Origin of the sequence: Micromonospora sp. NPDC049114, from assembly GCF_040648635.1 — a bacterium.
In the GTDB taxonomy this organism is placed as follows: Bacteria; Actinomycetota; Actinomycetes; order Mycobacteriales; family Micromonosporaceae; genus Micromonospora.
Genome location: NZ_JBEZEA010000001.1, coordinates 1,018,698 through 1,042,708, shown reverse-complemented (window position 1 = coordinate 1,042,708; position 24,011 = coordinate 1,018,698). Strand labels below are relative to the sequence as shown.

The window sequence follows — 24,011 nt, the reverse complement described above, 5'->3', positions numbered from 1 at the left end:
TGCAACGCATGCGTACGTGCCGGGCGTCTGCCGCCGGAAAGCTCACGGTGGTCCTGGCCACGATCGTCGTCGTCCTCTCCGGTTGCGGTGGTGGGCCCAGCCCGCGGGCCTGGGCGGCGTCGGTCTGCGGCGCGCTCACGCCGTGGCGCTCCGAGATCAGCAAGTTGACCAGCAGCGCCGATCAGCAGATGACGGCGCAGACCACTCCGGCGCAGGCCAAGGAGAACCTGGTGCGGCTCTTCGGCGGTGCGGAGCAGGCCAGTGAGACCGCGCGCCGCAAGGTCGAGCAGGCCGGCGTCCCGGAGACCGACAACGGCGAGGCGATTTCCGCCGGGTTCCGCAGCTCGCTGAGCAAGATGCGGGACGCCTACGGCCGGGCCCGGGACACCATCGAGGGGCTGGGCACCAGCGAGCCGGCCGCCTTCTACGACGGCGTGCGGGCCGCCGTCGAGACGCTGAACAAGGAGTACGACGCCAGCGCCCTGGACACCAGCCAGCTCAACTCCGAGGAGTTGAAACAGGCATTCGACGAGGTGCCGGAGTGTCGCTGAAGGGGCTCGGGGACTCTCCTGCGGCGCAGCCGCTGCCGGCGCTGTTTCCCGCACCCGAGCCCGATCCGCCGGACACCGGCGCGGCGACGTCGGGTGCCGGCCGGCGACGCGGCGGCCCGGCCCGATCGGAGTCGGGTCGTCCCGGGCAGCCGCACGCCGACGACGCGGGGCGGCAACTGGTCTTCTTCGGCGCGGATGCCGCCGAACCGGCGGTCGCCGATCTGGCCGGCCTGCTGGCCGGGCCGGGCGAGGTGGTCCGGATGGGCGGCACGGCCCGGCTCGCGGTGCGGGTGGACGCCGCCTGGCGGGTGCACGTGCTCGTCGCCGAACTGGCGCTGCGCGGGCTGGCCGCGAGCTGGGAGCCGACCGAGGACGAGCGACACACCGTCCGGACGTCGTACACCCGGCTGTTGAAGCCGCTCGCGGTCGCGTGGCTGCACGGCTCGGCGAAGCGCCCGCCGGAGGTCTTCCACCTGACCGGCCGGCGGCTGCGGCTCTGGCTCGCCGCCGCCGGGACCCCGGAGCCGCCCGGCGGCTTCCTGCTGCGGCTCGGCGAGGGCGATCAGGAGTCGTGGGACGCGATCGGCGCCGCCCTCGCCGCCGCCGGCCTGGACGGCACGTTGCTCGGCCCCGGCGAGGGCGGCCCGGCGTACCGGATCACCGGCCGACGCCGGATGGCGCGGCTCGCCGAACTGGTCGGCGAACCGCCACCGGCCGCACCACCAGACGCCTGGCCCTGACCCGCCGCCCGTGGCCCGCCCCCTCGTTGCCGATCATGGAGTTGTGGTGGTGGACTTTCCTCTCCTTCGGGGCTGAACGCCCACCACAACCTCATGATCGACGCGGGTGGGGGGTATGGGACGGGGTGTCCGGTGACGGACAGCTGGCGGGCCGATCCAGAGGAAAACAGCCGGGTCGGGCCTCGGCCGAGGGTCCGCCATCGTCACAGTGACCCGCTTCGAGCCCTACTCACGGTGTACGGTGGCGCCGTCCGGCAGTGCCGAGCGCGGCGGGGCGGGGAGCGCCGCGCCGCAGCGGATTGCCGCCCGCGAAACCCGAAACGCGGACGGCGGGTTACGTTGGACATCCGGACCGCCGGTGCCACGGCGGGGTCGAGAGCGGTCGCTGTCCGGGCGCCGGAAGGCCACGAGCAGGAGTGAGGTCGACAGAGACGTGCCGAGCAAAGCTGGAACCACCCGTCTGGTCATCGTCGAGTCACCGGCGAAGGCCAAGACGATCTCGGGCTACCTGGGCCCGGGGTACGTCGTGGAGGCCAGCTTCGGTCACGTCCGCGACCTGCCGCGCAACGCCGCCGACGTGCCGGCCAAGTACAAGGGCGAGTCCTGGGCCCGCCTCGGGGTGGACGTGGACAACGGGTTCCACGCGCTCTACGTCGTCTCCGCCGACCGCCGCCAGCAGATCAGCAAGCTGGTGAAGCTGGCCAAGGAGGTCGACGAGATCTTCCTGGCCACGGATGAGGACCGCGAGGGCGAGGCGATCGCCTGGCACCTGGTGGAGACGCTCAAGCCCAAGGTGCCGGTCAAGCGGATGGTCTTCCACGAGATCACCAAGCCGGCGATCCAGGCGGCGGTGGCCAACCCCCGGGAGATCGACCGCGACCTGGTCGACGCCCAGGAGGCCCGGCGGATCCTCGACCGCCTCTACGGCTACGAGGTCTCCCCGGTGCTGTGGAAGAAGGTCATGCCGAAGCTCTCGGCCGGCCGGGTGCAGTCCGTGGCGACCCGGATCGTGGTCGAGCGGGAGCGGCAGCGGATGGCGTTCCGCACCGCCGAGTACTGGGACATCCTGGCCACCCTCGCCGTGGCGAACGCCGGTGAGGGGCCCCGGGCCTTCAACGCCACCCTGATCGCGTTGAACGGCGACCGGATCGCCACCGGTAAGGACTTCGAGCCGACCACGGGTCGGGTCCGGGCCGGCGCCGGCGTCGTCCACCTGGACGAGGGCGGTGCCCGAGGGCTCGCGGCCCGCCTTGAGGGCCGGCCGTTCACCGTCACCCGCGTCGAGGAGAAGCCCTACCGTCGCCGCCCCTACGCGCCGTTCATCACCTCGACGCTCCAGCAGGAGGCGGCCCGCAAGCTGCGCCTGTCCTCGCAGCAGACGATGCGTACCGCGCAGCGGCTCTACGAGAACGGCTACATCACCTATATGCGTACCGACTCGGTGAACCTGTCGGAGACCGCCATCTCGGCGGCCCGCCGGCAGATCGTCGAGCTGTACGGCGAGCGCAGCGTTCCGCCGGAGCCGCGCCGCTACACCGGCAAGGTGAAGAACGCGCAGGAGGCGCACGAGGCGATCCGCCCGGCGGGGGACAACTTCCGCACCCCGGGCGAGGTGGCCAAGGAGCTGTCCGCCGAGGAGTTCAAGCTCTACGAGCTGATCTGGCGGCGGACGATCGCCTCGCAGATGACCGACGCGGTCGGTTCCAGCGTGTCGGTGCGCATCCGGGCGGTCTCCACCTCGCAGGAGGAGGCCGACTTCGGCGCGACCGGCAAGACCATCACCGACCCGGGCTTCCTGCGCGCGTACGTCGAGTCCAGCGACGACGAGAACGCCGAGGCCGAGGACGCCGAGCGCCGGCTGCCCACCCTGGTCAAGGACCAGCCGCTGACCGCCGACGAGCTGGCCGCGCAGGGTCACCACACCCAGCCGCCGTCGCGCTACACCGAGGCGTCGCTGGTCAAGGCCCTGGAAGAGCTGGGCATCGGCCGTCCGTCGACCTACGCGTCGATCATGCAGACGATCCAGGACCGGGGGTACGTCACCAAGCGCGGCCAGGCGATGATCCCCACGTTCCTGGCCTTCGCGGTGATCGGCCTGATGGAACGGCACTATCCCCGCCTGATCGACTACGACTTCACGGCCAGCATGGAGAACGAGCTGGACGAGATCGCCGGCGGTGACCACGCGGCCGTCGACTTCCTCACCGCGTTCTACTTCGGCAGCTCCAACGGTGCCGGTGACCAGGACATCGCCCGTTCCGGCGGGTTGAAGAAGCTGGTCACCGAGAACCTCAGCGACATCGACGCCCGCAGCGTCAACTCCATCCCGCTCTTCACCGACGAGGAGGGCCGCGAGGTGGTCGTCCGGGTCGGCCGGTACGGGCCGTACCTCCAGCGGGAGCTGCCCGGCGGTGAGCAGCCGACGCCGGCCGCCACGGGTGAGGGCGAGGAGAGCGGCCCCCAGGGTGACCGGGCGCCGATCCCCGAGGGCCTCGCCCCGGACGAGCTGACCCCGGAGAAGGTGCACGAGCTGTTCCTCGGTGGCAGCGGCGAGCGCAAGCTCGGTGACGACCCCGCCACCGGCGAGCCGATCGTGCTGAAGTCCGGCCGCTTCGGCCCGTACGTGTCCAGTGGTGAGCGCAAGTCGTCGCTGCTGCGGTCGCAGACTCCGGATTCGCTGTCCCTGGAGGAGGCGCTGCGGCTGCTCAGCCTGCCTCGGCTGGTGGGCGTCGCGCCCGACGGCGTCGAGGTGTTCGCCAACAACGGTCGCTACGGCCCGTACGTGAAGCGGGGCGAGGAGTTCCGCTCGCTGGAGTCCGAAGAGCAGATGTTCACGGTCAGCCTGGACGACGCGTTGGCCCTGCTGGCCGCGCCGAAGACCCGGGGCCGGCGGGCCGCCGCGCCGCCACTGCGGGAGATGGGCGTCGACCCGCTGACCGAGAAACCGCTCGTGATCAAGGATGGGCGTTTCGGCCCGTACGTCACCGACGGCGAGTTCAACGCGTCCCTGCGGCGCGGGCAGACCCCGGAGGCGTTGAGCCTCGAGGAAGCCTCGGAGATGCTGGCCGACAAGCGTGCCAAGGGTCCGGCGCCGCGCAAGAAGGCGGCGGCGAAGAAGGCGCCCGCGAAGAAGGCGACGGCCACCAAGAAGACGGCCGCCGCCAGCAAGTCCACTGCCGCGAAGAAGACCACCACCGCCAAGGCGACGGCGGCCAGGAAGGCGGCCCCGGCGAAGAAGGCGGCCCCGAAGAAGGCCACCGCCAGTCCCGCCGAGGAGTGACAGCCAGCACACTGCCCCTAATGGGTTAAATGTCCGATTCGGTGGCGGGGCTCTGGTGTGGACTGCCTAACGTGAGGGGATGTTCGCAACCCCGGTCCCGCGCCGCCGCGTGCTCGTCGGTGCTGCGGCGGGTGCGCTGCTGCTCGCCGTGGCCGCGGTCGGCATCCGGACGATGGACGCCGACAGCCCCTCGCCGGCCGGCGCCATCGCGTCGCACGCTTCCCCGCCGACCGTCGCCCCCGGGTCGTCCACCGGGCCGAGCCGGGATCCCGCCAAAGGGCGGACCGTGCGGCTCGTCGCCGCGGGTGACGTTCTGATCCATCCAGCGGTGACCGAGCAGGCACGCCGGGACGCTGCCCGTGCCGGCGGCATGGACTTCGCCCCGATGTTCGCCGGGGTCGCCCCGGCGGTCCGCGGCGCCGACCTGGCGCTGTGCCACCTCGAGACGCCACTCGCCGATCCCGCCGGCCCGTTCGCCGGCTATCCGTCGTTCAACGCGCCCCCGCAGGTGCTCGACGGGCTGCGCACCACCGGCTTCGACGGCTGTTCGACCGCCTCCAACCACACCCTCGACCAGGGCGCCGACGGGGTGGCCCGGACCATCCGCGCACTCGACGCCGCCGGGCTGGGGCACACCGGCAGCGCCCGCAGCGCCGCCGAAGCGGCCCGGCCCCGGATCTACCAGGTCGGCGACGTCCGCGTCGCCCACCTGGCGTACAGCCTGAACTTCAACGGGCTGACCCGACCCCCGGGTCAGCCGTGGCTGGCCAACCTCATCGATCCGCCCAAGATCCTCGCCGCCGCCCACAAGGCGCGCGCCGCCGGCGCCGACATCGTCGTGCTCAGCCTGCACTGGGGTACGGAGTATCAGCACCTGCCGGACGCCGACCAGCGGGCCTGGGCCGAGCAGTTGATCTCGTCGCCCGACGTGGACCTCATCCTGGGCCATCACGCCCACGCGGTGCAGCCGTTCCAGCGCTTCGGCGACAAGTGGGTGGTCTTCGGCATGGGCAACGAACTGGCCCGGCACGAGGAGCCGATCAACGACAACCGCGAGGGTGTGATGGCCCGGGCGACCTTCACCGAGACCGCCCCGGGGCGCTGGACGGTGACCCGGATGGAGGCACTGCCCACCTGGACCGACCTGACACCGGCCCTCCGGCTGGTCGACCTGACCACAGCGCTTGCCGACCCGGGCACCCCGCCGAAACTGCGGGGCGACTACCGGGCGGCGTACCAGCGGGTGCTCGGCTACGTCCGGGCCCTGGGGGCCGGCGCGAACCAGGTGGTGGCGTCGGGCGGCTGAGCCCCTCTCGACACCGGCCGTGACCCAAGTCCTGGTCCAGCGCGCCGTCAGACCCCGAGGACGTGGGTCAGGTGGGGGTTGGTGAAGACCCGGTGGGGGTCCAGGCGGTCGCGGACCGCCTGGAAGTCGGCGAAGCGGGGGTACGCCGTGGCGAGTGACGCGGCGTCGCGGTAGTGCAGCTTGCCCCAGTGCGGGCGGCCACCCAACCCGGCGGCGACCTTCTCGAAGGCCTGGAAGTACGGCTCGTACGGCATGCCGACGTACTGGTGCACGGCGACGTACGCGTTGTCCCGGCCGTAGCCGTGCGACAGCCAGATGTCGTCGGCGGCGGTGAAGCGCACCTCGACCGGGAAGAGGACCTTGAACGGCAGCCCGTCCACTATCCGTCGCAGCGCGGCGAGCGCCTCGGGCAGCGCCTCGCGGGGCAGGCCGTACTCCATCTCGACGAAACGGACCCGGCGCGGGGTGCAGAACACCCGGTCGGAGCGCCCGGTGTACTGCCGTTCGGTGAGCGCGCGGGCGGAGACGGCGCTGATGCCCGGTGCCAGCGCCGGCACGGCTCGGCCGAGTCGGCAGGCCCCGGCGAAGACCGTGTTGGACAGGAAGTCGTCGTCCAGCCAGCCGCGCCAGCGGGGCAGCGGCCGGTCGTTGGCGGGCGCCCGGTTGTTGGTCTTGACCTGGACCCGGGACGTGTAGGGGAACCAGTAGAACTCGACGTGGTCGTGGCCGCCGATCAGCGTGGGCAGGTCGCCGAGCACGTCGGCCAGCGCGGCGGGGCGTTCGTGGGCGTGCAGGACGAAGGCGTCCACGCAGCGCAGGGTCACCTCGACCAGGACGCCGAGCGCGCCGAGCGCGACCCGGGCGGCGGCGAAGACGTCGGGATGCTCGTCGGCGGAGCAGCGCAGCACCTCGCCGGTGCCGGTGACCAGGGTGAGGGCCTCGACGAAGGTGGACAGGCAGCCGAAGCCGGCGCCGGTGCCGTGGGTGCCGGTGGAGATCGCGCCGGCGACTGTCTGCGCGTCGATGTCACCGAGGTTGGGCAGTGCGAGGCCGTGCCGGGCGAGGAGCCCGTTGAGCGTGTGCAGGGTCATTCCCGCCGGTACCGTGACGAGTCGGCGCGCGACGTCGACACTGACACCGGTGTCCAACTCGGACAGCTCCATCCGCCGGTCGTCGGCCAGGGCGACAGCGGTGAAGGAGTGGCCGCTGCCGGCGACGCGGATCCGGCCTCCGGCGGCGGCGGTGGCGCGTACGGCTTCGGCGACGTCGTCCGGCGAGCCGGGGCGCAGGATCGCTGTGGCGCTGCCACGCTGGTTGCCGGCCCAGTTGGACCAGCGGGCGGTGAGCGGTGCGGTGCCGACCATGCGCGCTCCTTGTTCATGAATATGAACTGACTTCATATCAGGAACGTTGTACCTGGTAAATACCGCAATTGCGATCCGCTCGTTGTACCGGTAGTCACGGACTCGTGACGTGGAGATATGTTCATCCGTCGAAGGGGGGTGGCGCCGAGTGTCCACACCAGCCGCCACGACCGGGCCGCTGCGCCGCGTACCGGTGCAGGGTCGAAGTGTCGCGCGGGTACAGCGCATGTTGGATGCCTGCGCCGAACTCGTCGACGAGGTGGGGTACGAGGGTCTGACGACGACCCTGCTCGCCGAGCGGGCCGAAGTGGCGATCGGGTCGGTCTATCAGTTCTTCCCGGACAAGCGGGCGATCGTGCAGGCGTTGACCCTGCGCACGATGGAGTCCTACCTGCAGCGGCTCGACGAGCGCTTCGCCTCCGACGAGATGACCCACTGGTGGGACGGCGTCGACGCGGGCATCGACGAGTACATCACGATGCACCGCACCGTCCCTGGCTTCCGTACTCTGCACTTCGGCGACGTGGTCGACCTGCACCTGCTCGATGAGCAGCGGGACAACAACGGCGTGATCGCCGACCAGTTGGCGCGGGTGCTCACCGAGCGCTTCGGGCTCACCGACGTGCCGAAGCTGCGCTTCGTCCTGGAGATCGCGGTGGAGGCCGCCGACGCGTTGATCAAGCTCGCGTTCCGGCGGAAGTCCGACGGCGACGAGCGGGTGCTGCTTGAGGCGAAGGCGCTGATCCGGGAGTACCTGCATCGCCAGGTCGACGGGCGCGACAGCGGTCGACCCGCCGCCGAGCAGCAGGCCGAGGCCGTCCAGCACGCCTGAGCCGGCGCGCGGGGCGGCCCGTCAGAGGAACGCGTGGCCCTCGCCCCGGTAGGTGGGCACGGTCGCCACGATCGCGTCCCCCTCGACCAGGTGCAGCTCGTTGACCCGTTCGCACAGCTCACCGGCCTTGGCGTGCCGGAACCACACCCGGTCGCCGACCTTCAGGGTGGCCGCCGCCGCGCCGGACAGCGGAGTCTGCACCTCGCCGGCGCCCTCCGTGGCGACGAGCTTCAGGCCGGCCGGCAGCCACGGCCGGGGCAACCGGCTGTCGGCGGCCTGGCCGGAGGCGATCCAACCGCCGCCCAGCACCGTCGCCAGCTCCGGCGTCGGCCGGCGGACCACCGCGCAGGCGAAGAACGCCGCGGGGGTGGGCCGCCAGGCGCGGTACGCGTCGAACAGCGTCGGCCCGTACAGGCCCGATCCCGCGGTGACCTCGGTGACCGCGGGATCGGCGCTTGTCGCGGCCACGCTGCCGGTGCCGCCGCCGTTGACGAACTCCAGGTCGGCGTGCTCGCGTACCGCCGCCACCGCCGCGCCCCGGCGGGCCAGCAACTCGCGGTACGACCCGCGCTGGGCCAGCCGGATCGCGCCGGCCAGCAGCGTCCTGCCCGGCGGCGCGTCGCCCAGGCCGGCGATCTGCGCCTCGTACGACATGAGCCCGACCAGCCGGAAGCCGGCGCGGCCGGCGACGGCGGCGGCGAGCGCGCCGGCCGCCCGGGCGCTGTGCACCGGCGAGCGGCGGACGCCGACGTGCACCCCGCGCAGTGGTCGCCAGGAGGCGTCCAGGTCCAGGCAGAGCCGCAGTTCGGCGCGCTGCCCCGGGGCGCGGACGGCGTCGATGAAGTCCAGCTGCCCGGTGCCGTCGATCATCAGGGTGATCGCGGCGGCGAGCGTCGGGTCGGCGGCCAGCTCGGCGAGGGCCGCCCGGTCGGCGCTCGGGTACGCGACCAGCACGTCGTCGCTCACACCGGCGCGGACCAGCCAGATCGCCTCGGGCACTGTGAACGCCATGACGCCGTGCCAGCCGGGTCGGGCGAGTGCCCGGCCGATCAGCTCCCGGCTGCGCACCGACTTGCTGGCCAGCCGGAGCGGTTTGCCGGCGGCGCGGTCGGTCAGGGCCGCCGAGTTGGCGTCGAAGGCGGTGAGATCCACCACGGCGTACGGGGGGTCGAGATGGGCGGTCGCCCGGTCCAGGCGGTCGCGCAGTTTGTCGCTTTCGATGGCCACGTGTGCACGCTAACTGTCCGACGGTGAATGCGAAATACCCTCGCGTACGTCCCGGGCTGCGGCCGGTGCCTCCGGCGGCCTAGGCTCAGCGAGCAGGAGAATGTCGCCGGTGGGGCGGCCCCCACCGGGTCTAGAGTGTTCCACCGGGGGTGCCCAGCGATGGGCCGGCACGTGGAGGTACGGCCATCGAAAGCCAGAACAGCGGCGAGTCGCCCGGCGTGTCGCGCGCGGGTGACCAGTCGGGCAACGCCGCCAACCAGTCCAGCTCCGGTCAGGTCGATCCGTCCGGCTACGCCGCGATCCGCTCAGTTCTGCGGATCAGGCCGTTCCGGCGGCTCTGGATCGTGCTCGGCGCGGCCTCCTTCGGCGACTGGCTCGGTCTGCTGGCCACCGCTCTCTTCGCCGCCTCCCAGGTGCAGGGCAGCACCGCCCAGGGCGCCGCGTTCGGCGGTGTGACAGCGATCCGGCTGCTGCCCGCGCTGGTGCTCGGCCCGGTGGCCGGCGTCTTCGCCGACCGGTTCGACAGGCGCTGGACGATGGTCATCTGTGACCTCCTGCGTTTCGTCCTCTTCGCGTCCATCCCGCTCTACGCCCTCACCGGCGCCGCGGGCGGTCTGGTGGTCGGCTGGGCGCTGATCGCCACCTTCCTGATCGAGTCGATCACCCTGCTCTGGATCCCGGCCAAGGAGGCCGCGGTCCCCAACCTCATCCCGCGGGCCCGGCTGGAGGCGGCGAACCAGCTCACCCTGATCACCACGTACGGCCTTACCCCGATCGCCGCCGCGATCGGCCTGGCCGTGCTCGACCGTGGTGTCCGTGGCGCCGTCGGCGGTGACCTGCCGAACTGGGCGGAACCGGCCCAGCTCGCGCTCTGGTTCAACTCCTTCTCCCGGCTCGCCACCGCCCTGGTGGTGGCCTTCGGGATCAAGGAGATCAGCGAGGCGCAACGCGGTGAGGCCGAGCGCTCCGAGCAGAGCATGTTCCGGCAGTTCTCCGAGGGCTGGAAGTACATCGGCAAGACCCCGCTCGTGCGTGGTCTGGTGCTGGGCATCTTCGGGGCGTTCGCCGGTGGCGGCATCGTCGTCGGCACGGCCAAGTTCTTCGCCAACTCGCTGGGCGCCGGCGACGCCGCGTTCTCGCTGCTCTTCGGCGCCATGTTCGCCGGTCTGGCCCTCGGCATCGGTCTCGGTCCGATGATCGTCAAGGACATGTCCCGGCGCCGGTGGTTCGGCATGAGCATCGTGCTGGCCAGCGCCGCCGTGATGACCCTCGCCTTCGCCATCCACCTGTCCATGGCGATCGTCGGCGCGGTCCTGGTCGGCGCCGGTGCCGGGATGGCTTTCCTGGCCGGCACCACACTGCTGGGCGGCGAGGTGGCCGACGAGGTGCGGGGCCGGGTCTTCGCGGTGGTGCAGATCGGCACCCGGCTGGTGCTGATCCTGGCTATCGGGCTCAGCAGCGTGCTGGTCGGCGTCGGCGGCTCCCGCAAACTGACAATCGCCGACCTCGGCATCTCCATCTCCTCCACCCGCCTGCTGCTGCTCGCCGCCGGCGCCGCCGGCATCTTCGCCGGGATCAGCGCCTTCGGCCAGATGGACGACAAGAAGGGTGTTCCCGTCCTCGCCGACCTCTGGGGCTCGATCCGTGGTCGCCCGCTGATGCCCTCCGAGCCGTTCGTCTCCGCCGGGCTCTTCGTGGTGTTCGAGGGCGGCGAGGGCGCCGGCAAGTCCACCCAGCTCACCGCGCTCGCCGAGCGGCTGCGCGGCCAGGGGCACGACGTCCTGGTCACCCGCGAGCCGGGGGCCACGGCCGTCGGCCAGCGGATCCGGTCGCTGGTGCTGGACACCTCCGGCGACGAGGCGCCCTCCCCGCGCGCCGAGGCGCTGCTCTACGCCGCCGACCGGGCACACCACGTGGCCGCAGTGGTCCGGCCCGCGCTGGTCCGTGGCGGTGTGGTGATCAGTGACCGGTACGTCGACTCGTCACTCGCGTACCAGGGCGCCGGGCGGACGCTTCCGGTCGACGAGGTCTCCTGGCTCTCCTCCTGGGCCACCGGAGGGCTCAAGCCGGACCTGGTGGTGCTGCTCGACGTCGAGCCCCGGACCGGCCTGTCCCGGGTGGCCTCGCGCAACGCGGGCGCCGACCGACTCGAGGCGGAGTCGATCGCCTTCCACGAGCGCGTCCGCTACGCGTTCCTGGACCTCGCCGCCGCCGACCCGAAGCGCTACCTGGTGCTCGACGCGTCCCGACCGGCCGACGAGATCACCGGCCTGGTGGTCCGGCGCGTGCAGGAGATGCTGGGTAAGCCGGGCGGCATCGTGCACCCCCGCCCCGCGCAGGGCCCGGACACCTCGGTGCAGCCGGAGTTATCCGACGCGGAGCTGGTGACGATGGAGCACAAGACCTGATGCCGGACGTCTTCGCCGATCTGGTCGGCCAGGACGAGGCGGTCGCCGAACTGCGCCGGGCCGCCGGCGCGGCGGCGGCCGTGCTGCGCGCCGGCGCGGCCGACCGGGCACCCGCGCTGATCGCCGCAGGCGCGGCCGGCGAGACCGCTCCCGGGACCGGCGACACCGAGCCCGGCGCGCTGGACCCGTCCACCGGGATGACGCACGCCTGGATCTTCACCGGGCCACCCGGTTCCGGTCGCTCGGTCGCCGCCCGCGCCTTCGCCGCAGCCCTCCAGTGCACGTACGGCACCGGCTGCGGCGAGTGCCCCGGCTGCCACACCACGATGGGCGGCACCAACGCCGACGTCCGGATGGTGGTGCCGGAAGGGCTCTCCATCGGCGTCGGCGAGATGCGCGCGCTGGTGTTGCGCGCGGCCAGCACCCCGTCCGGCGGGCGCTGGCAGGTGGTGGTCATCGAGGACGCCGACCGGCTCACCGAGGCGGCCGGCAACGCGCTGCTCAAGGCCATCGAGGAGCCGCCACCGCGTACGGTCTTCCTGCTCTGCGCCCCGTCCACCCACCCGGACGACATCTCGGTGACCATCCGGTCGCGCTGTCGTGTCGTACCCCTGCGGCAGCCGCCGGCCGCCGCGGTGGCCGAGGTGCTGGTCCGTCGGGACGGCATCGCGCCCGACGTGGCGCAGTGGGCGGCGGCCGCCGCGCAGGGGCACGTGGGCCGGGCCCGCCGGCTGGCCCGCGATCCGGAGGCCCGCAAGCGGCGTGAGGCGGTCCTCGCCGTGCCGCGCCGGCTGACCGGCGTCGGCGCGGCGTTCGACGCGGCGTCCGCGCTGATCGAGGCGGCCGAGGCGGAGGCCGAGGCGTCGGTGTCCGAGTCGGACGCGACGGAACGGGCCGCGCTGGAGACCGCGCTCGGCGCGGGCGGCACCGGCCGGGGCGCGGCCGGCGCGATGCGCGGTGCCGCCGGGCAGCTCAAGGAGTTGGAGAAGCGGCAGAAGTCGCGGGCCACCAGGGCCCAGCGGGACGCGCTGGACCGGGCGCTCGTCGACCTGGCCGGCTTCTACCGGGACGCGCTCACCATGGCGCTGCGGGCCCCGGTCGATCCCGTGCACACCGACACCGCCGCGCTCGCCGGCGCGGGGGCCCAGAAGTGGGACGCCGAGGGTTCGTTGCGCCGGTTGGAGGCCGTTCTCGCCTGCCGGGCGGCGATCGAGGCGAACGTCAAGCCACGGATCGCGGTGGAGGCGATGATGCTCGCCCTCTGGAAGGGCTGACCCGCAGCTCCAGCCGGTTGTCCACAGCCATCGACACGCGCGATTGCGGTGCGGTACGGTCCGGTGTGCCGTGGTGACGGTGACGGCACGCTCAGTGAGGGGCCATCCGGGAGGAGTCGCCGATGCCGCGGGGGGAGATCGACGAGGCCTGGATCGAGGAGGCGGTGCGGCGCTACCGCCGCATCGAATCGCTGCAGGCCGAGTTCGACCAGGCCGTCTCGACAGTCGAGGTCACCGTCCGGTCGCCGGACGGGCTGGTCGAGGTGGTGGTCACCGCCGGCGGGCGGATCACCGACGTCCGGTTCCTCGGGCCGCTGCACACCCGCAGCCCACGAGACGTGGCGGGCTCGGTGCAGGCCGCCGTCACCGCGGCCGCCGACGCCGCCGAGTGGGCCCGGGAGAAGCTGCACAACGAGACGTTCGCCGCCTACCGACCGCTCGCGGGGGCCTGACATGGACGCACTGCGCGCGCTCTCCGCGCGGCTCGACGAGGCGAGCGCCATCCTGACCACGCTGTCCCACACGGTCACCGCCAGCGACCCGGCCCAGGCCGCGTTCGGCGCGGACGCCCCGGGCCGCCCCGGCGAGATCGGTCGCGCGCTGCACCGACAGTGGACCGCCGCCACCGACGATCGGGCCCGCGAGGCGCGCGCCGCCGCCGCTCGGCTCGCCGCCGCCTCCTCGGCGGTCCGCGAGGCCGCCGACCGGTACGCCGAGGTCGACCGCGCCGCCCGCCGCCGGATCATCGGGGAGCCGTGATGGACCCGCTGGACCGGCTCGCCGAACCGGGCCTCAACCTGCTCTACCGGGTGGACGCGTTGCTCGCGGCCGGCGTTCCCGAGGGGCACCGCGTCTGGCCTCTGCTGCGCCGGATGCAGGTGCTGCCGGGTGACGCCGTCCGGGGCTTCCTCGACCTGCACCCGGCGCCGCTGGCCAGCGCCGGGCACGCGGTGCGCCGGCTGGTCCGGGGGTACGACGACGTCGGCGCCGCGCTCACCGACCCGGTGCTCTGGTCCGGCCCGGCCGCCTCGGCGTACGGGCAGGAGCGCGCCGCGCTGCTGCGCCATCTCGACGAGGGTCCGGAGAGCCTGGTCGGGCGACTGGAATCCACCGCCGGGTACGCGGACGCCCTCGCCGACTGGGTGGAGGGCAGCCGCCTCGCCCTGGCCCGGACGATGGCCGATGTGCTGCGCTCGGCCGAGGCGGTGGCCGTGGTCGCCGCCACCGCCACCGGTCCGCCGACCCGCCTGACGCCGGTCGGGCCGGGTGTCGCCGACGCGGCCGAGATCGCGGCGCGGGTGCTGGCGGTGCTGTGCGTCGCGTACGACGGCGCCGAGACACTGCTGCGCCAGTGGGCGCCGAGCCTGGCCGAGTCCACCTGGCGGTCGTCGATGGACGGCCGTCCCCGCTACGACCAGCCCACCCGGGTCGGCTGGTAGCCCATCGTCGCGTCCCCGGACAGGCCACGGCGTCGCTCGCGGGCGCCCGAGCAGAGTCGGCGCCCACGGCGACGCCGTGGTCTTCCCCCTGCACCCCCCGCAGGTCTGCCTCCACTCAACGCCGCCCGGAGACGTTTGTCCCGCACCCGCGGCCGGAATCAACCGTCCGGGCGAGGGTCAACGGCACGACGGGTGGCCCGACAATAGGTCGAGTCGACGGTCATGGATGCCGGTGTGCGGATCGGCCGCTGCGTCCTTTGCGGTGATGCGTCGTAAGGTGGGGGGATGGGCATGCTCTGCGCGGTCAGCTTCAACCGGTACGGGCGCCTCTACTACCTCGACCCGGGCGAGTTGCGCCCGCAGGTGGGCGACCGCGTGCTGGTGCCGACCGACGACGGGCCCGAGGTGGCCGAGTGCGTCTGGGCCGCCCAGTGGGTGACCGAGGAGACCGACGGCTTCCCCCGGCTGGTCGGGCTGGCCGGTGACGACGACCTGGCCCGGGACGAGGCGCTGCGCCGTCGTAAGGCCGAGGCGAAGGTGGCGGCGAAGCGGTTGATCCGTGCGCACGGCCTGCCGATGAAGGTGGTGGCCGTCGACCACGTCCTCGGCTCGGGCGACGGCGGCGGCGAGCGCAGCACCGTCTACTTCACCGCCCCGCACCGGGTGGACTTCCGGTCCCTGGTCCGCGACCTGGGCGCCACCCTGCACTGCCGGGTCGAGCTGCGGCAGCTCTCGGCACGGGATTCGGCGCGCGTCCAGGGCGGCATCGGCTCGTGTGGCCGGGACCTGTGTTGCGCGACGTTCCTGACCGACTTCGAGCCGGTGACGATCCGGATGGCCAAGGACCAGGATCTGCCGCTGAACCCGCTGCGCATCTCGGGGGCGTGTGGCCGGTTGATGTGCTGCCTGAAGTACGAGCACCCGCTGTACCAGCGCTTCCAGGAGACCGCGCCGGCCGTCGGCAGCCGTGTCTCCACCCCCGAGGGCGACGGTCGGGTGGTCGGCCACAGCGTCCCGCGAGACGCGGTAACCGTCCGCCTGGACGCCGACGGTTCCCGCTGCTCCTGCTCCCGCGCCTCCGTCTGCGCCCCCCGCCAAGCCCACGACCAGCACTACACCCCCTAACCCCCGGGGTCATCTTGTCGATCAAGAGCTTTGCGTCATTCGGAGCCCGAATTCTGACGCAAAGCTCTTGATCAACAGGTGGGTCAGGAGAGGACGATGGGGGGTTCGGTCAGGTGGGGGGTTAGCGGGGCGCGGGGGGTCAGCCAGCTGGCTGTGGGGGACTGGTCGGGGTTCACCTGCCAGTCGCGGGACACCCGGTCCACCCCGAGCGGGTACACCGTCAGCGTGCCGTCCGGGTCGATGCGCAACCGCAGGAACGACTTGGAGTCCTCGATGCCCTGCCCGGCGAACAGCTCGTTGACGTTCACCCCGAACGCACTGGCGACCAGCAGGTACGCCGCCACCAGCTGACTGGCCACCAGGCCGATGACCGGGCCGTACAGCACCGCCGCGGCGACCGCCGGCAGCGGCCACGGCCAGTCGTAGAACGGCAGCGCCAACCAGACCCAGGTGCCGCCGGCGGCCAGCGCCACCTGGGCCACGCCGTGGCTGACGCCGAGAATCCAATGCCGGACATGCCGCTTGCCACTGGCGCTGGGCGGCTTGGCGAACAGCACCGCCGCCACCACCGTCACGAGCACCATCAGCACCAGCGGGACGCTGAACAGTCGCTGGTTGGTGCTGTCGGCCCAGTTCGCCGTCGCACCCGCCATGGCCAGCATCAGCAGGGTGTGCAGGGTGCCGAGCAGCGTGGCGAAGCCGGGGTTGCGAAACGGCAGCCGGGCGAAGATGCCCCAGCCGTAGCGCCGGGAGCGGGCCGCGTCCGGATAGCGGGCCACCAGGTCGTACGGCTCTGTGCGGCTGGCCCGTCGGGTCAGCGTGTCCCGGGGCGGCACCTCGATGCGCTTCGGGAGCTTGTGCGTCGGGTACAGGTACGCGCCGCCGCCGCCACAGGTGATCAGCTGCCGGTCCGGGCCGGCATAGCGGGCGTAGTGGTGCAGGTCGCCGGAGAGCAGCAGACGCACCTGCGCCCCGGTCGGATCGATGATGGTCCGGATGAAGTAGTCGATCGAGTCGTACGCCGTGGGGATGTCGGCGGCCTTGACCCACGTCGGCGACGGCGCCGCGATGATCACCTTCGACTCGGGGGTGAGTCGCCGGGCCACCTCGTCGAAGTACGCCAACTGTGGGTCGTCCAGGTATGAGCCGGACTGGTCGTCGACGCCCAGCAGCCACCAGCCGGCCGGCAACTCCACGGCGAAGTACGACCGCGACTGCCCGGTGCGCCAGCCGGCGAAGTTACGGTCCCGGGAGCGGACGAACAGCCGCAGGAAGGCGGTCAGGCCGTCGTACCAGTCGTGGTTGCCCGGCACCGCGAACAGCGTGGGACCCTCGGGCGGGGTCGCCGGCAGCGCGGCCTGGTACGGCCCCTTGCACCGGTTCTCGTATTCCGCGTAGGCCGCCGACGGGTACACCTGGTCCCCGCCCATCACAAGGGTCTGCCCACGGGGCAGCCGGTGCCCGTCCACGGTCAGCTCCGGCTGCGCCAGCAGGTACGCGACGGAGTAGGTGGCGTGGAAGCCGTCACCGAGGTCGGCCACGTAGTCGAGCCAGAGCCCGCCGTCCGGCCCCGCCTGGCGGAAGATGCCGTCGCCGAAGGCGTTCTGCAACTCGCGCTTGTCCAGGTACGCGCCGAAGAGGATCGCCAACAGCGTCCGGATGCCGGTGCTGATCAGCAGGAACGGCGCCAGCCAGGGCACCGGCTTGCGGGGGGTGAAACCCAACTCCAGCGGGTCGGTGGAGCGCGGCCGGCGAGGGGCCCGCTCCCCGTCGGGTTGCTCGCCCGCCGGGGTCTGGTGATCGTCGCGTTCGTCACTCACGCGCCGCAGCGTAGTACCGCTCCCGCCGAGGTGCTGTCCGGTAATTAGCCAGATGGCGGTGGTTGTCCGGTTGGTGCCGGCGGCGGCGCGGGGGTATCCCGCTCGGTCCGGAGCCGGGGGGTGCCGTACACTTGCTGATCGTTGCCGCCTTAGCTCAGTCGGCTAGAGCGACGCACTCGTAATGCGTAGGTCGACGGTTCGATTCCGTCAGGCGGCTCCACGGAAAGGCCCAGGTCACCGGCTTCATCGCCGATCATGACCTGGGCCTTTCGCTGTGCCACCAAGGAGGCCAGAGCCGGTCCAAGGAGGGCAGCCACCTGCTCTGTCGTCGGCAGCTCGCCAGCCACGCACTCGATGAAGGACTCCGCTCGATGAAGGACTCCGCGATCTCCCAGAGCGGTCTGTCGACTGGGCTCCGAGGCCAGACGAAGGTGGCAAGACGCTCTTCGTCTTCGACGGGGGCGTGCTGATCAGGCGGCGCCACGCTCGCTGACCGGCCGGCGGCGCAGGTTCGGGTTCAGCAGGGCCGGGGGCAGGTAGGCCTGGTCGAGCCGGGTGACGTCGGTGCCGGGCGCGACGATCTCGTCGATCCGGTCGAGGATCTCGTCGGTGAGCGTGACGTCGACGCCAGCGAGCAGGTTGTCGAGGTGCTCCATCGTGCGCGGGCCGAGGATTGCGCTGGTCACGCCCGGGTGTGCGATGGCGAATGCCATGGCGAGGTGGGTCAACGGCATGCCTGCCTCGTTGGCGAGCGGGATGAGCTGCTCGACGACGTCGATCCGGCGCTCGTCGGTGAGGTGCCTGGAGAAGCGGGCGCGGCGCAGGTCGTTCTGCTCGCCCTTGCGGACCCGGCCGGTGAGCATTCCCTGCCCGAGCGGGCCCCACACCAGCGTGCCCATCCCGTAGCGCTGCGCGGCCGGCAGCACCTCGCTCTCGATGCTGCGGTTGAGGATCGAGTAGGGCGGCTGCTCGGTGTGGAAACGCTCCAGCCCGCGCCGCTCGGCGACCCACTGGGCCTCGATGATGTCGGATGCGGGCATCGTGGACGACCCGATCGCCCGGACCTTGCCACTGCGGATCAGGTCGGAGAGCGCGGAGAGCGTCTCCTCGATGTCGGTGTCGGGGTCCGGGCGCTGGATCTGGTAGAGGTCGATGTGGTCGGTCTGCAGGCGGCGCAGCGAGTCCTCGACCGCGGTCATGATCCAGCGGCGGGAGGCGCCTCGCTGGTTGGGGTCGGTGGCCGTGCCCGGCGTCCGGGGCAGCGCGTTCAGCCTGGGAAGGCCCACCTTGGTCGCGAGGATGACCTTGTCGCGGCGCCCCTTGAGGGCCCTGCCCACGATCTCCTCCGAGTCGCCGTAGGCATCGGCGGTGTCGACGAGGTTGATCCCCGCGTCCAGCGCCCTGTGGATGACCTTGATCGAGTCGTCAGGGTCGGGGTTCCCAATCACCGTGGCGAACATCAGCGTGCCGAGCGCGTACGGGCTGACCTTGATGCCCGTCCGGCCCAGGGTGCGGTACTGCATGAGCGTCTCCCTGCGGTATCGTCGTTATCTGGAAACTCTTTCCGGAACTATACGGAAAGCCTTTCCGGAACAGCAAGGGAGGCGCAGCCATGTCCGACAACACGGCAGATTTCAGTGTTCGCGATCGCGCCCCGCGCCGGCTGCGCACCGACGCGCGCCGCAACATCGAGTCCCTGCTCGAAGCGGCTAAGACGGTCTTCAGCACCGTCGGCGTCGACGCCCCCGCCAAAGAGATCACCGATCTGGCCGGCGTCGGCGTCGGCACGCTCTACCGGCACTTCCCGCAGCGCTCGGACCTGATCAAGGCCGTCATCGAGCGCGAGATCGACGCCTGCGCCGACGCTGCCCCGGCTCTGGCCGCCGCGCACGAGCCGGGGGTCGCCCTCGCGAAGTGGCTCGACCGGTTCACCGCGTTCGTCGCGACCAAACGCGGATTTGCCGCAGCCCTGCACTCCGGCGATCCGGCGTTCGACGGCCTGCCCGGATATCTCCTGCAGAAGCTGGGACCGGCCCTCGAGTCCCTGCTCGACGCCGCGACGGCCAGCGGCGAGGTCCGGGCCCGGGTCGGTGCCCAGGACCTGCTGTACGCCGTTGCCAAACTGTGTGCGCCCATGCCGGACGAGGAACCCGACTACGGGCGGCGCATGGTCGCGCTCCTCGTCGACGGACTGCGGTCCGGCGAATCCCCGCACTGAGACACCAGTCGACTCGCGCGGAGTTGAACGAACAGACGTCGGGCGGTGCGGCAGCACGAGCATCGGCGCGGGTCGGCCCTGAAGGTCATTCGATTCCGTCCGGCAGCTCCGCTCGAACCGGGTCTCAGTTCCGCGCCGACGATCAGCCGCGCGCCGGGGGGTCGTTGGCCCACGGCGAGTGCGGGTGCGCGGTACGGATCGCCATCCGCAACCACCGGCGTTGCTCGGGGAGTAACAGGCGGTCGGCGATGCTCAGGTCATGCTCGTCCTGCGGGCGTGGATCTCGCGCCTTCCACAGGAGTTGAGTGGCCAGCGTTCCGGTCGGTACGCCACGGACAGTCGCGACGGCCGAACTCCACCCGAGACTGATCCGTGGATCTCTGCGGTACCGCCAGACCGACTCGTCGCCGTCCTCCACGTTGACCTGAAGGACGAAACGATCGCGGTTCTCGTCGTGTATCCAGATATTGCGCAGCTCGGGGTCGTCAAGGTGCTCCGTCAACGGGAGAAGACGCCCGCTCATGGCCGCGATCGGCCGCAGCTGGGCGGGCATGCTGCCGAGCAGGGCTGGGAGCCCCGGCCGGAGGGTGCTGACGTCGATGTCGCCGTGCTGGCGGCTGACCGCGCCCAACCAGTGGTCGATGGCCCATCCACCGGAGAGCCACCAGCGGGCCGGACAGCGGCCGAGCAGCGAGCAGACGTCGGTGATGGAGAGCGCCGCCCAGACGTGCCGTTGAGGGTCGTACCGCACGCCCCCAGGCTGGCACCGACTCACACCGGACGCCAGGCTCCGCACCCGGGCCTGCTGGTAGCGCAGGTGCCGACCCACCGGGGTACGCCTGCGGTAGCGCCTCTGACAGAGGGGCTGGCCCGGTACGCGGAGGACTGCCGAACGTACTCAGCGATCCGCCCCCAGCGGAAACTCGCAGACGGTACGCCATGGGCTCAGGCCCGGCGTTCCGGCGATGAGTCGCACCATGTCGACGGCCGCGTTGATCGGCAGCTGCGCGGAGACCGTCTCGGCGGCGTGGCTCAGGGTGGGCTCGGGGGCGTCGCTACCGATGGTCAGGTGCGGCACCACCTCGGTGTGCGCCCCGGCATAGGGGGCGGTCTCGGGAAACCGCTGCCACACCGCCGCGGTGAGGTTCCGGAACGGACGGTCGGGCTGCGGTGCGAGCCATACGACCGTGTCGCCGAACCAGCCGATGTGAGTAAACGCAACCTCGAACCGCGGTATGCCGGCAATGGCCTTGCGCAGTACTGCCAGGACCTGGTCGCTGATCTGCTGCGGAGGCAGGAACGGGTAGAGGACTGTCACGTGTGCCGGCACGCCCCAGGAGGCAGCGGGGTCGAGGGATTCCCGAAACCGGCCCACCGCTTCCTCGGCCTCGGGTATCGGCACGATGAGCGCCGTCTGTGTCGGTTCCATCCCGGCAGTTTCCCGATCACGGCCGGTGCTCGTCCACGGGGTTTCGCCACCGGTGCTGCGTAGCGCCCGTCGGAGGAGAATCGCGCCCCTGCCGGCTCCGGCAGTACTCGCCCGGCGTCATCCCGAAGTAGGCCCGGAACGCCTGAATGAAGGCGCTGGGGCCGCTGTAACCACTGGCCGCGGCGGTCGTGGTCACCGATTCACCCACGGCGATCAACGTGAGCGAGTGATGCAACCGCAGCTGCGTCCGCCAGTGCGGGAACGACATTCCGGTCTGCTCCCGGAACAGCCGGCTGAGGGTACGCGCGCCGGCTCCCACGGCAGTGCCCAGCTCGCCGAGGGTGCGACGGTCGGTGGGGTCCTCGAGCAGGATCTCGGCAAGATCCCGCAGCCGGGAATCGGCCGGGTACGGCAGGCGAAGGCGCAGTGTGGTCGCACGTCGTAGCTGGTCGAGCGCCACGCGTTCGAGGTTGTCCCGTTCGTCGTCGGTCAGCTCCTCGCCGTCGGTGAGGCTGACGATCACCTCGCGCAGCAGCGGCGAGACGGCCAGGGCGGTCGGTTGATCCACGCCCATCGGATTCAGTGGGCGATCGAACATGATCGCGCGCATGTCGGTGGGCCCGTACGCCCGATGGGCGTGGGCGACCCCGGCCGGAATCCACACCGCCCGGTCCGGTGGCACCGTCCACATTCCCGTCGGCGTCGACACGGCCAGCACTCCGTTGCGGGGGCAGACAAGCTGGTGGCGTCCGTGGTGGTGCCAGTCGATCCGGTCACGGTCGGCCAGGGGTACCCGGGCGGGACCGTCCACATCTTGGCTGCTTGGCGACATAAGTCGGCAGGATATCGATAGCCGGCAACTGGGACGCTCGGGCATTCTTCCTCCGACACCCGCAACGAGAGAGCTGATGGTGGCGGAGACAAGCAGCCGAGCGAACCCGGCCAACCCCGAGTCGGTGCTGGCACTGGCCGAGGAGCTGGACAGGCAACCGTCGGCGTGGCGGCGGATGCGACTGTGGGGCGCGGCCCACGCGGTCGACGACCTTTATCAGGGTCTGGTGCCGGCCTGCGTCCCGTATTTCGTACTGGACCGCCATTACAGCTACGTCGCCGCAGGCGGGCTCACGCTCGCCGCGACCCTGGGCAGCTCGGTTCCGCAGCCCTTCATCGGTGTCGCCGTCGACCGTTATCGGCTGGACTGGCTGGCCGGGGCGGGAGTAACGCTCGCCGGAGTCGGGCTCGGCCTGTCCGGTCTCGTGGACAGTTACGTGGCGGTCTGGCTCCTGCTCTGCGTGTCGGGATTCGGCGTGGCGATGTTCCACCCGGCCGCCGGAAAGTCGGCACGGGTGGCGGCGGGCGACAGTGCGACAGCGATGAGCATCTTCGCCGCCGGGGGCAGTGTCGGGTTCTTTCTGGCGCCGGTGCTTGCCACTCCCGCACTGATCGCGATGGGCGTCGGAGCGACCGCGCTCTTCATCCCGCCGGCCGTGCTCATGGGGTTCCTGCTGTACCGGAACCGGCTGCGGCGACCGGCCGCGCGCACCGTCTCGCACAACGGCCGGGACCGCTGGGTCCCCTTCCTGGTGCTGACCTGCATCGAGACCGTCAGGTCGGTCGCCTTCTTCGGCGCGATCACCTTCATCGAGTTGTTCTGGATACGCCATCTGGGCGCGGGCCGGAGTCTCGCCGGGGCGGCGCTGGCGTGCTTCCTGGTCGGCGGAGTGGCCGGGACTCTGCTGGGGGGTCGGATCGCCGACCGCGTCGGGATGGTCCGCACCGTGCAGTTCGGCGCGATCGTCGCCGTTCCCGCACTCGTCGGCCTGCGGCTCACGCCCGGGGAGTACCCGCCGCTCGTCTTCGCCGTGCTCGCTGGCATCGCCCTGAACATCCCGTTCGCCGTGCTGGTCAAGCTGGGCCAGGACTATCTGCCGTCGCGGCCCGGCACGGCGGCGGGCGTGACCCTCGGGCTCGCCGTGAGCATCGGCGGCCTCCTCGCGCCCGTCCTCGGGGTGGCGGCGGAAGCCTGGGGCCCGCAGGGCGTGTTCACCATCATCTGTCTGATCCCCCTGGTGGCGCTGGCCCTCGGCGTGTTCCTCACCGAGCCGCAGAAATGACGGGGTACGCCGACCCGGGCGACACGGTGATCGAGGCCCGGGACGTCGATGTCGTGCGGGAGGGTCGCCTGCTGCTCGCGGATGTCAGCGTCACGATCCGCGCCGGGGAGCACTGCGCACTGATCGGGCCCAACGGTGCGGGCAAGAGCACGCTGCTCAGCGTGCTCGGCGCCGACCGGATCCGCGGGTGATCAGGGCTCTCGTCGACCGAAGGTGATGCCGCCGAGCTTGCTCTCGGGTGAGATGACTGTCATCTCGGCCTCGACCGCGAACCCGTTGTCGCGTAGCCAGGCGGCGACCTGCGCCGGCCGGCGGCGGTGCACGCGGATCCTCATGGGGTGACCGCCGTACCCCTCGGTCTTGAGGGTCGTCTCGTCGCCCACGTGGTAGCCGACCAGCAGCGGGCCTCCGGGGCGCACCACCCGCCGGAAGTGCGCGAGGACCTGACCGAGCCGCTCGTCGGGAATGTGGATGAGCGAGTACCAGGCGATCAGGCCGGCCACCGAGCCGTCGGGCAGGTCGAGATCGGTCATGGAGCCGACCTCGAATCTCAGGTCGGGGTGCTCGTGGCGGGCCACCGCGATCATTCCGGGGGAGAGGTCGATGCCGAAGGCGGCGATGCCCAGCTCGTTCAGGTACGCCGTGATGCGACCCGGTCCGCAGCCCACGTCGGCGACCGGGCCACCGCCTGCGGCGCGTACGTGGTCGGCGAACAACGCCAGAGCCGCCCGCTCATAGGGTGCCTGTGCCAGGAAGTCGCGGACCAGGTGCGCGTAACTGACCGCGACCGTGTCGTAGGACGTGCGGGTGTCTGCCAACCAGCCGTCGACACTCATGGCGGCCACGCTAGAGGGTCATGCCGGGGGCGGGCATCCGGCGCCACC

General features: G+C 71.8%; 22 protein-coding genes and 1 tRNA gene. 15 read left to right on the top strand and 8 right to left on the bottom strand.

All coding sequences use genetic code 11. The features are described 5' to 3' along the window. Positions 1-8 precede the first annotated feature (8 nt). The 4 genes from AB0B39_RS04970 (at position 9) to AB0B39_RS04955 (ending at position 5,877) form a co-directional block, all read left to right on the top strand. Entirely contained in the window at positions 9-551 is a 543-nt protein-coding gene (locus AB0B39_RS04970) for a hypothetical protein (RefSeq protein WP_357491139.1), read from the top strand. After that, complete coding sequence (locus AB0B39_RS04965) at positions 542-1,291, top strand: hypothetical protein (RefSeq protein ID WP_357491137.1); 750 nt, start codon at positions 542-544, stop codon at positions 1,289-1,291. Before AB0B39_RS04970 ends, AB0B39_RS04965 begins: the two co-directional genes overlap by 10 nt. A 433-nt stretch (positions 1,292-1,724) precedes the next feature. Beyond that, complete coding sequence (gene topA / locus AB0B39_RS04960; RefSeq protein WP_357573530.1) at positions 1,725-4,571, top strand: type I DNA topoisomerase; 2,847 nt, start codon at positions 1,725-1,727, stop codon at positions 4,569-4,571. Positions 4,572-4,650: 79 nt separating this feature from the next. Further along, positions 4,651-5,877: a CapA family protein gene (locus AB0B39_RS04955; RefSeq protein ID WP_357573529.1), complete on the top strand. Its 1,227-nt coding sequence runs from the start codon at positions 4,651-4,653 to the stop codon at positions 5,875-5,877. 47 nt (positions 5,878-5,924) lie between these two features. Here AB0B39_RS04955 and AB0B39_RS04950 read toward each other — a convergent pair whose 3' ends face one another. After that, a complete protein-coding gene (locus AB0B39_RS04950) occupies positions 5,925-7,241 on the bottom strand; it encodes a D-arabinono-1,4-lactone oxidase (RefSeq protein WP_357573528.1) in 1,317 nt (438 codons plus the stop codon). A gap of 226 nt (positions 7,242-7,467) precedes the next feature. Between AB0B39_RS04950 and AB0B39_RS04945 the strand changes: the two genes are divergently transcribed. Beyond that, positions 7,468-8,073, top strand: coding sequence for a TetR/AcrR family transcriptional regulator (locus AB0B39_RS04945; RefSeq protein ID WP_234584216.1), 606 nt, complete (start codon positions 7,468-7,470; stop codon positions 8,071-8,073). 21 nt (positions 8,074-8,094) lie between these two features. Here the strand turns inward: AB0B39_RS04945 and AB0B39_RS04940 are convergent, their stop codons facing one another. After that, positions 8,095-9,300 (bottom strand): amino acid deaminase/aldolase, encoded by a 1,206-nt coding sequence (locus tag AB0B39_RS04940; RefSeq protein ID WP_357491127.1) that lies wholly within the window; start codon positions 9,298-9,300, stop codon positions 8,095-8,097. 317 nt (positions 9,301-9,617) lie between these two features. Here AB0B39_RS04940 and tmk point away from each other — a divergent pair, with 317 nt between their 5' ends. The 6 genes from tmk (at position 9,618) to ricT (ending at position 15,546) form a co-directional block, all read left to right on the top strand. Then, positions 9,618-11,708, top strand: coding sequence for a dTMP kinase (gene tmk / locus AB0B39_RS04935; RefSeq protein ID WP_357492046.1), 2,091 nt, complete (start codon positions 9,618-9,620; stop codon positions 11,706-11,708). Beyond that, entirely contained in the window at positions 11,708-12,982 is a 1,275-nt protein-coding gene (locus AB0B39_RS04930; protein WP_357573527.1) for a DNA polymerase III subunit delta', read from the top strand. Before tmk ends, AB0B39_RS04930 begins: the two co-directional genes overlap by 1 nt. Before the next feature lie 122 nt (positions 12,983-13,104). Then, positions 13,105-13,434: a YbaB/EbfC family nucleoid-associated protein gene (locus AB0B39_RS04925; protein ID WP_007454690.1), complete on the top strand. Its 330-nt coding sequence runs from the start codon at positions 13,105-13,107 to the stop codon at positions 13,432-13,434. Position 13,435: 1 nt separating this feature from the next. Next, complete coding sequence (locus tag AB0B39_RS04920) at positions 13,436-13,741, top strand: hypothetical protein (RefSeq protein ID WP_357491123.1); 306 nt, start codon at positions 13,436-13,438, stop codon at positions 13,739-13,741. Next, entirely contained in the window at positions 13,741-14,421 is a 681-nt protein-coding gene (locus AB0B39_RS04915; RefSeq protein WP_357491121.1) for a hypothetical protein, read from the top strand. Before AB0B39_RS04920 ends, AB0B39_RS04915 begins: the two co-directional genes overlap by 1 nt. 285 nt (positions 14,422-14,706) lie before the next feature. Next, positions 14,707-15,546 carry a regulatory iron-sulfur-containing complex subunit RicT gene (gene ricT / locus AB0B39_RS04910; protein WP_234584157.1) on the top strand — a complete coding sequence of 280 codons (840 nt, stop codon included), beginning with the start codon at positions 14,707-14,709 and terminating at the stop codon, positions 15,544-15,546. 83 nt (positions 15,547-15,629) lie between these two features. Here ricT and AB0B39_RS04905 read toward each other — a convergent pair whose 3' ends face one another. Beyond that, the gene (locus AB0B39_RS04905) at positions 15,630-17,366 is read right to left on the bottom strand and encodes a metallophosphoesterase (RefSeq protein ID WP_357573526.1); all 1,737 of its coding nucleotides are present in this window, start codon (positions 17,364-17,366) and stop codon (positions 15,630-15,632) included. Positions 17,367-17,509: 143 nt separating this feature from the next. Between AB0B39_RS04905 and AB0B39_RS04900 the strand changes: the two genes are divergently transcribed. After that, a tRNA-Thr gene (locus tag AB0B39_RS04900) sits at positions 17,510-17,586 on the top strand. Between the two features lie 250 nt (positions 17,587-17,836). Here AB0B39_RS04900 and AB0B39_RS04895 read toward each other — a convergent pair. Continuing rightward, on the bottom strand, positions 17,837-18,889 hold the full coding sequence (locus AB0B39_RS04895) for an aldo/keto reductase (RefSeq protein WP_357573525.1): 1,053 nt from the start codon (positions 18,887-18,889) through the stop codon (positions 17,837-17,839). An 89-nt stretch (positions 18,890-18,978) separates the two neighbouring features. On the opposite strand from AB0B39_RS04895, the gene AB0B39_RS04890 reads away from it, so the two are divergent. After that, positions 18,979-19,584 (top strand): TetR/AcrR family transcriptional regulator, encoded by a 606-nt coding sequence (locus tag AB0B39_RS04890; protein WP_357491115.1) that lies wholly within the window; start codon positions 18,979-18,981, stop codon positions 19,582-19,584. Between the two features lie 142 nt (positions 19,585-19,726). Here the strand turns inward: AB0B39_RS04890 and AB0B39_RS04885 are convergent, their stop codons facing one another. The 3 genes from AB0B39_RS04885 to AB0B39_RS04875 form a co-directional block, all read right to left on the bottom strand. Next, on the bottom strand, positions 19,727-20,335 hold the full coding sequence (locus AB0B39_RS04885) for a hypothetical protein (RefSeq protein ID WP_357573524.1): 609 nt from the start codon (positions 20,333-20,335) through the stop codon (positions 19,727-19,729). Between the two features lie 147 nt (positions 20,336-20,482). Next, on the bottom strand, positions 20,483-21,013 hold the full coding sequence (locus tag AB0B39_RS04880) for a 2'-5' RNA ligase family protein (RefSeq protein ID WP_357491111.1): 531 nt from the start codon (positions 21,011-21,013) through the stop codon (positions 20,483-20,485). A 16-nt stretch (positions 21,014-21,029) separates the two neighbouring features. Next, entirely contained in the window at positions 21,030-21,824 is a 795-nt protein-coding gene (locus AB0B39_RS04875) for a helix-turn-helix transcriptional regulator (RefSeq protein ID WP_357491109.1), read from the bottom strand. Between the two features lie 97 nt (positions 21,825-21,921). Here AB0B39_RS04875 and AB0B39_RS04870 point away from each other — a divergent pair, with 97 nt between their 5' ends. After that, positions 21,922-23,127: an MFS transporter gene (locus AB0B39_RS04870; RefSeq protein WP_357491107.1), complete on the top strand. Its 1,206-nt coding sequence runs from the start codon at positions 21,922-21,924 to the stop codon at positions 23,125-23,127. Continuing rightward, positions 23,124-23,318, top strand: coding sequence for an ATP-binding cassette domain-containing protein (locus AB0B39_RS04865; protein WP_357491105.1), 195 nt, complete (start codon positions 23,124-23,126; stop codon positions 23,316-23,318). The genes AB0B39_RS04870 and AB0B39_RS04865 overlap by 4 nt, the downstream gene beginning before the upstream one ends. On the opposite strand, the gene AB0B39_RS04860 is transcribed toward AB0B39_RS04865, so the two are convergent. Further along, entirely contained in the window at positions 23,319-23,963 is a 645-nt protein-coding gene (locus AB0B39_RS04860) for a class I SAM-dependent methyltransferase (RefSeq protein ID WP_357573523.1), read from the bottom strand. Positions 23,964-24,011: the final 48 nt, after the last annotated feature.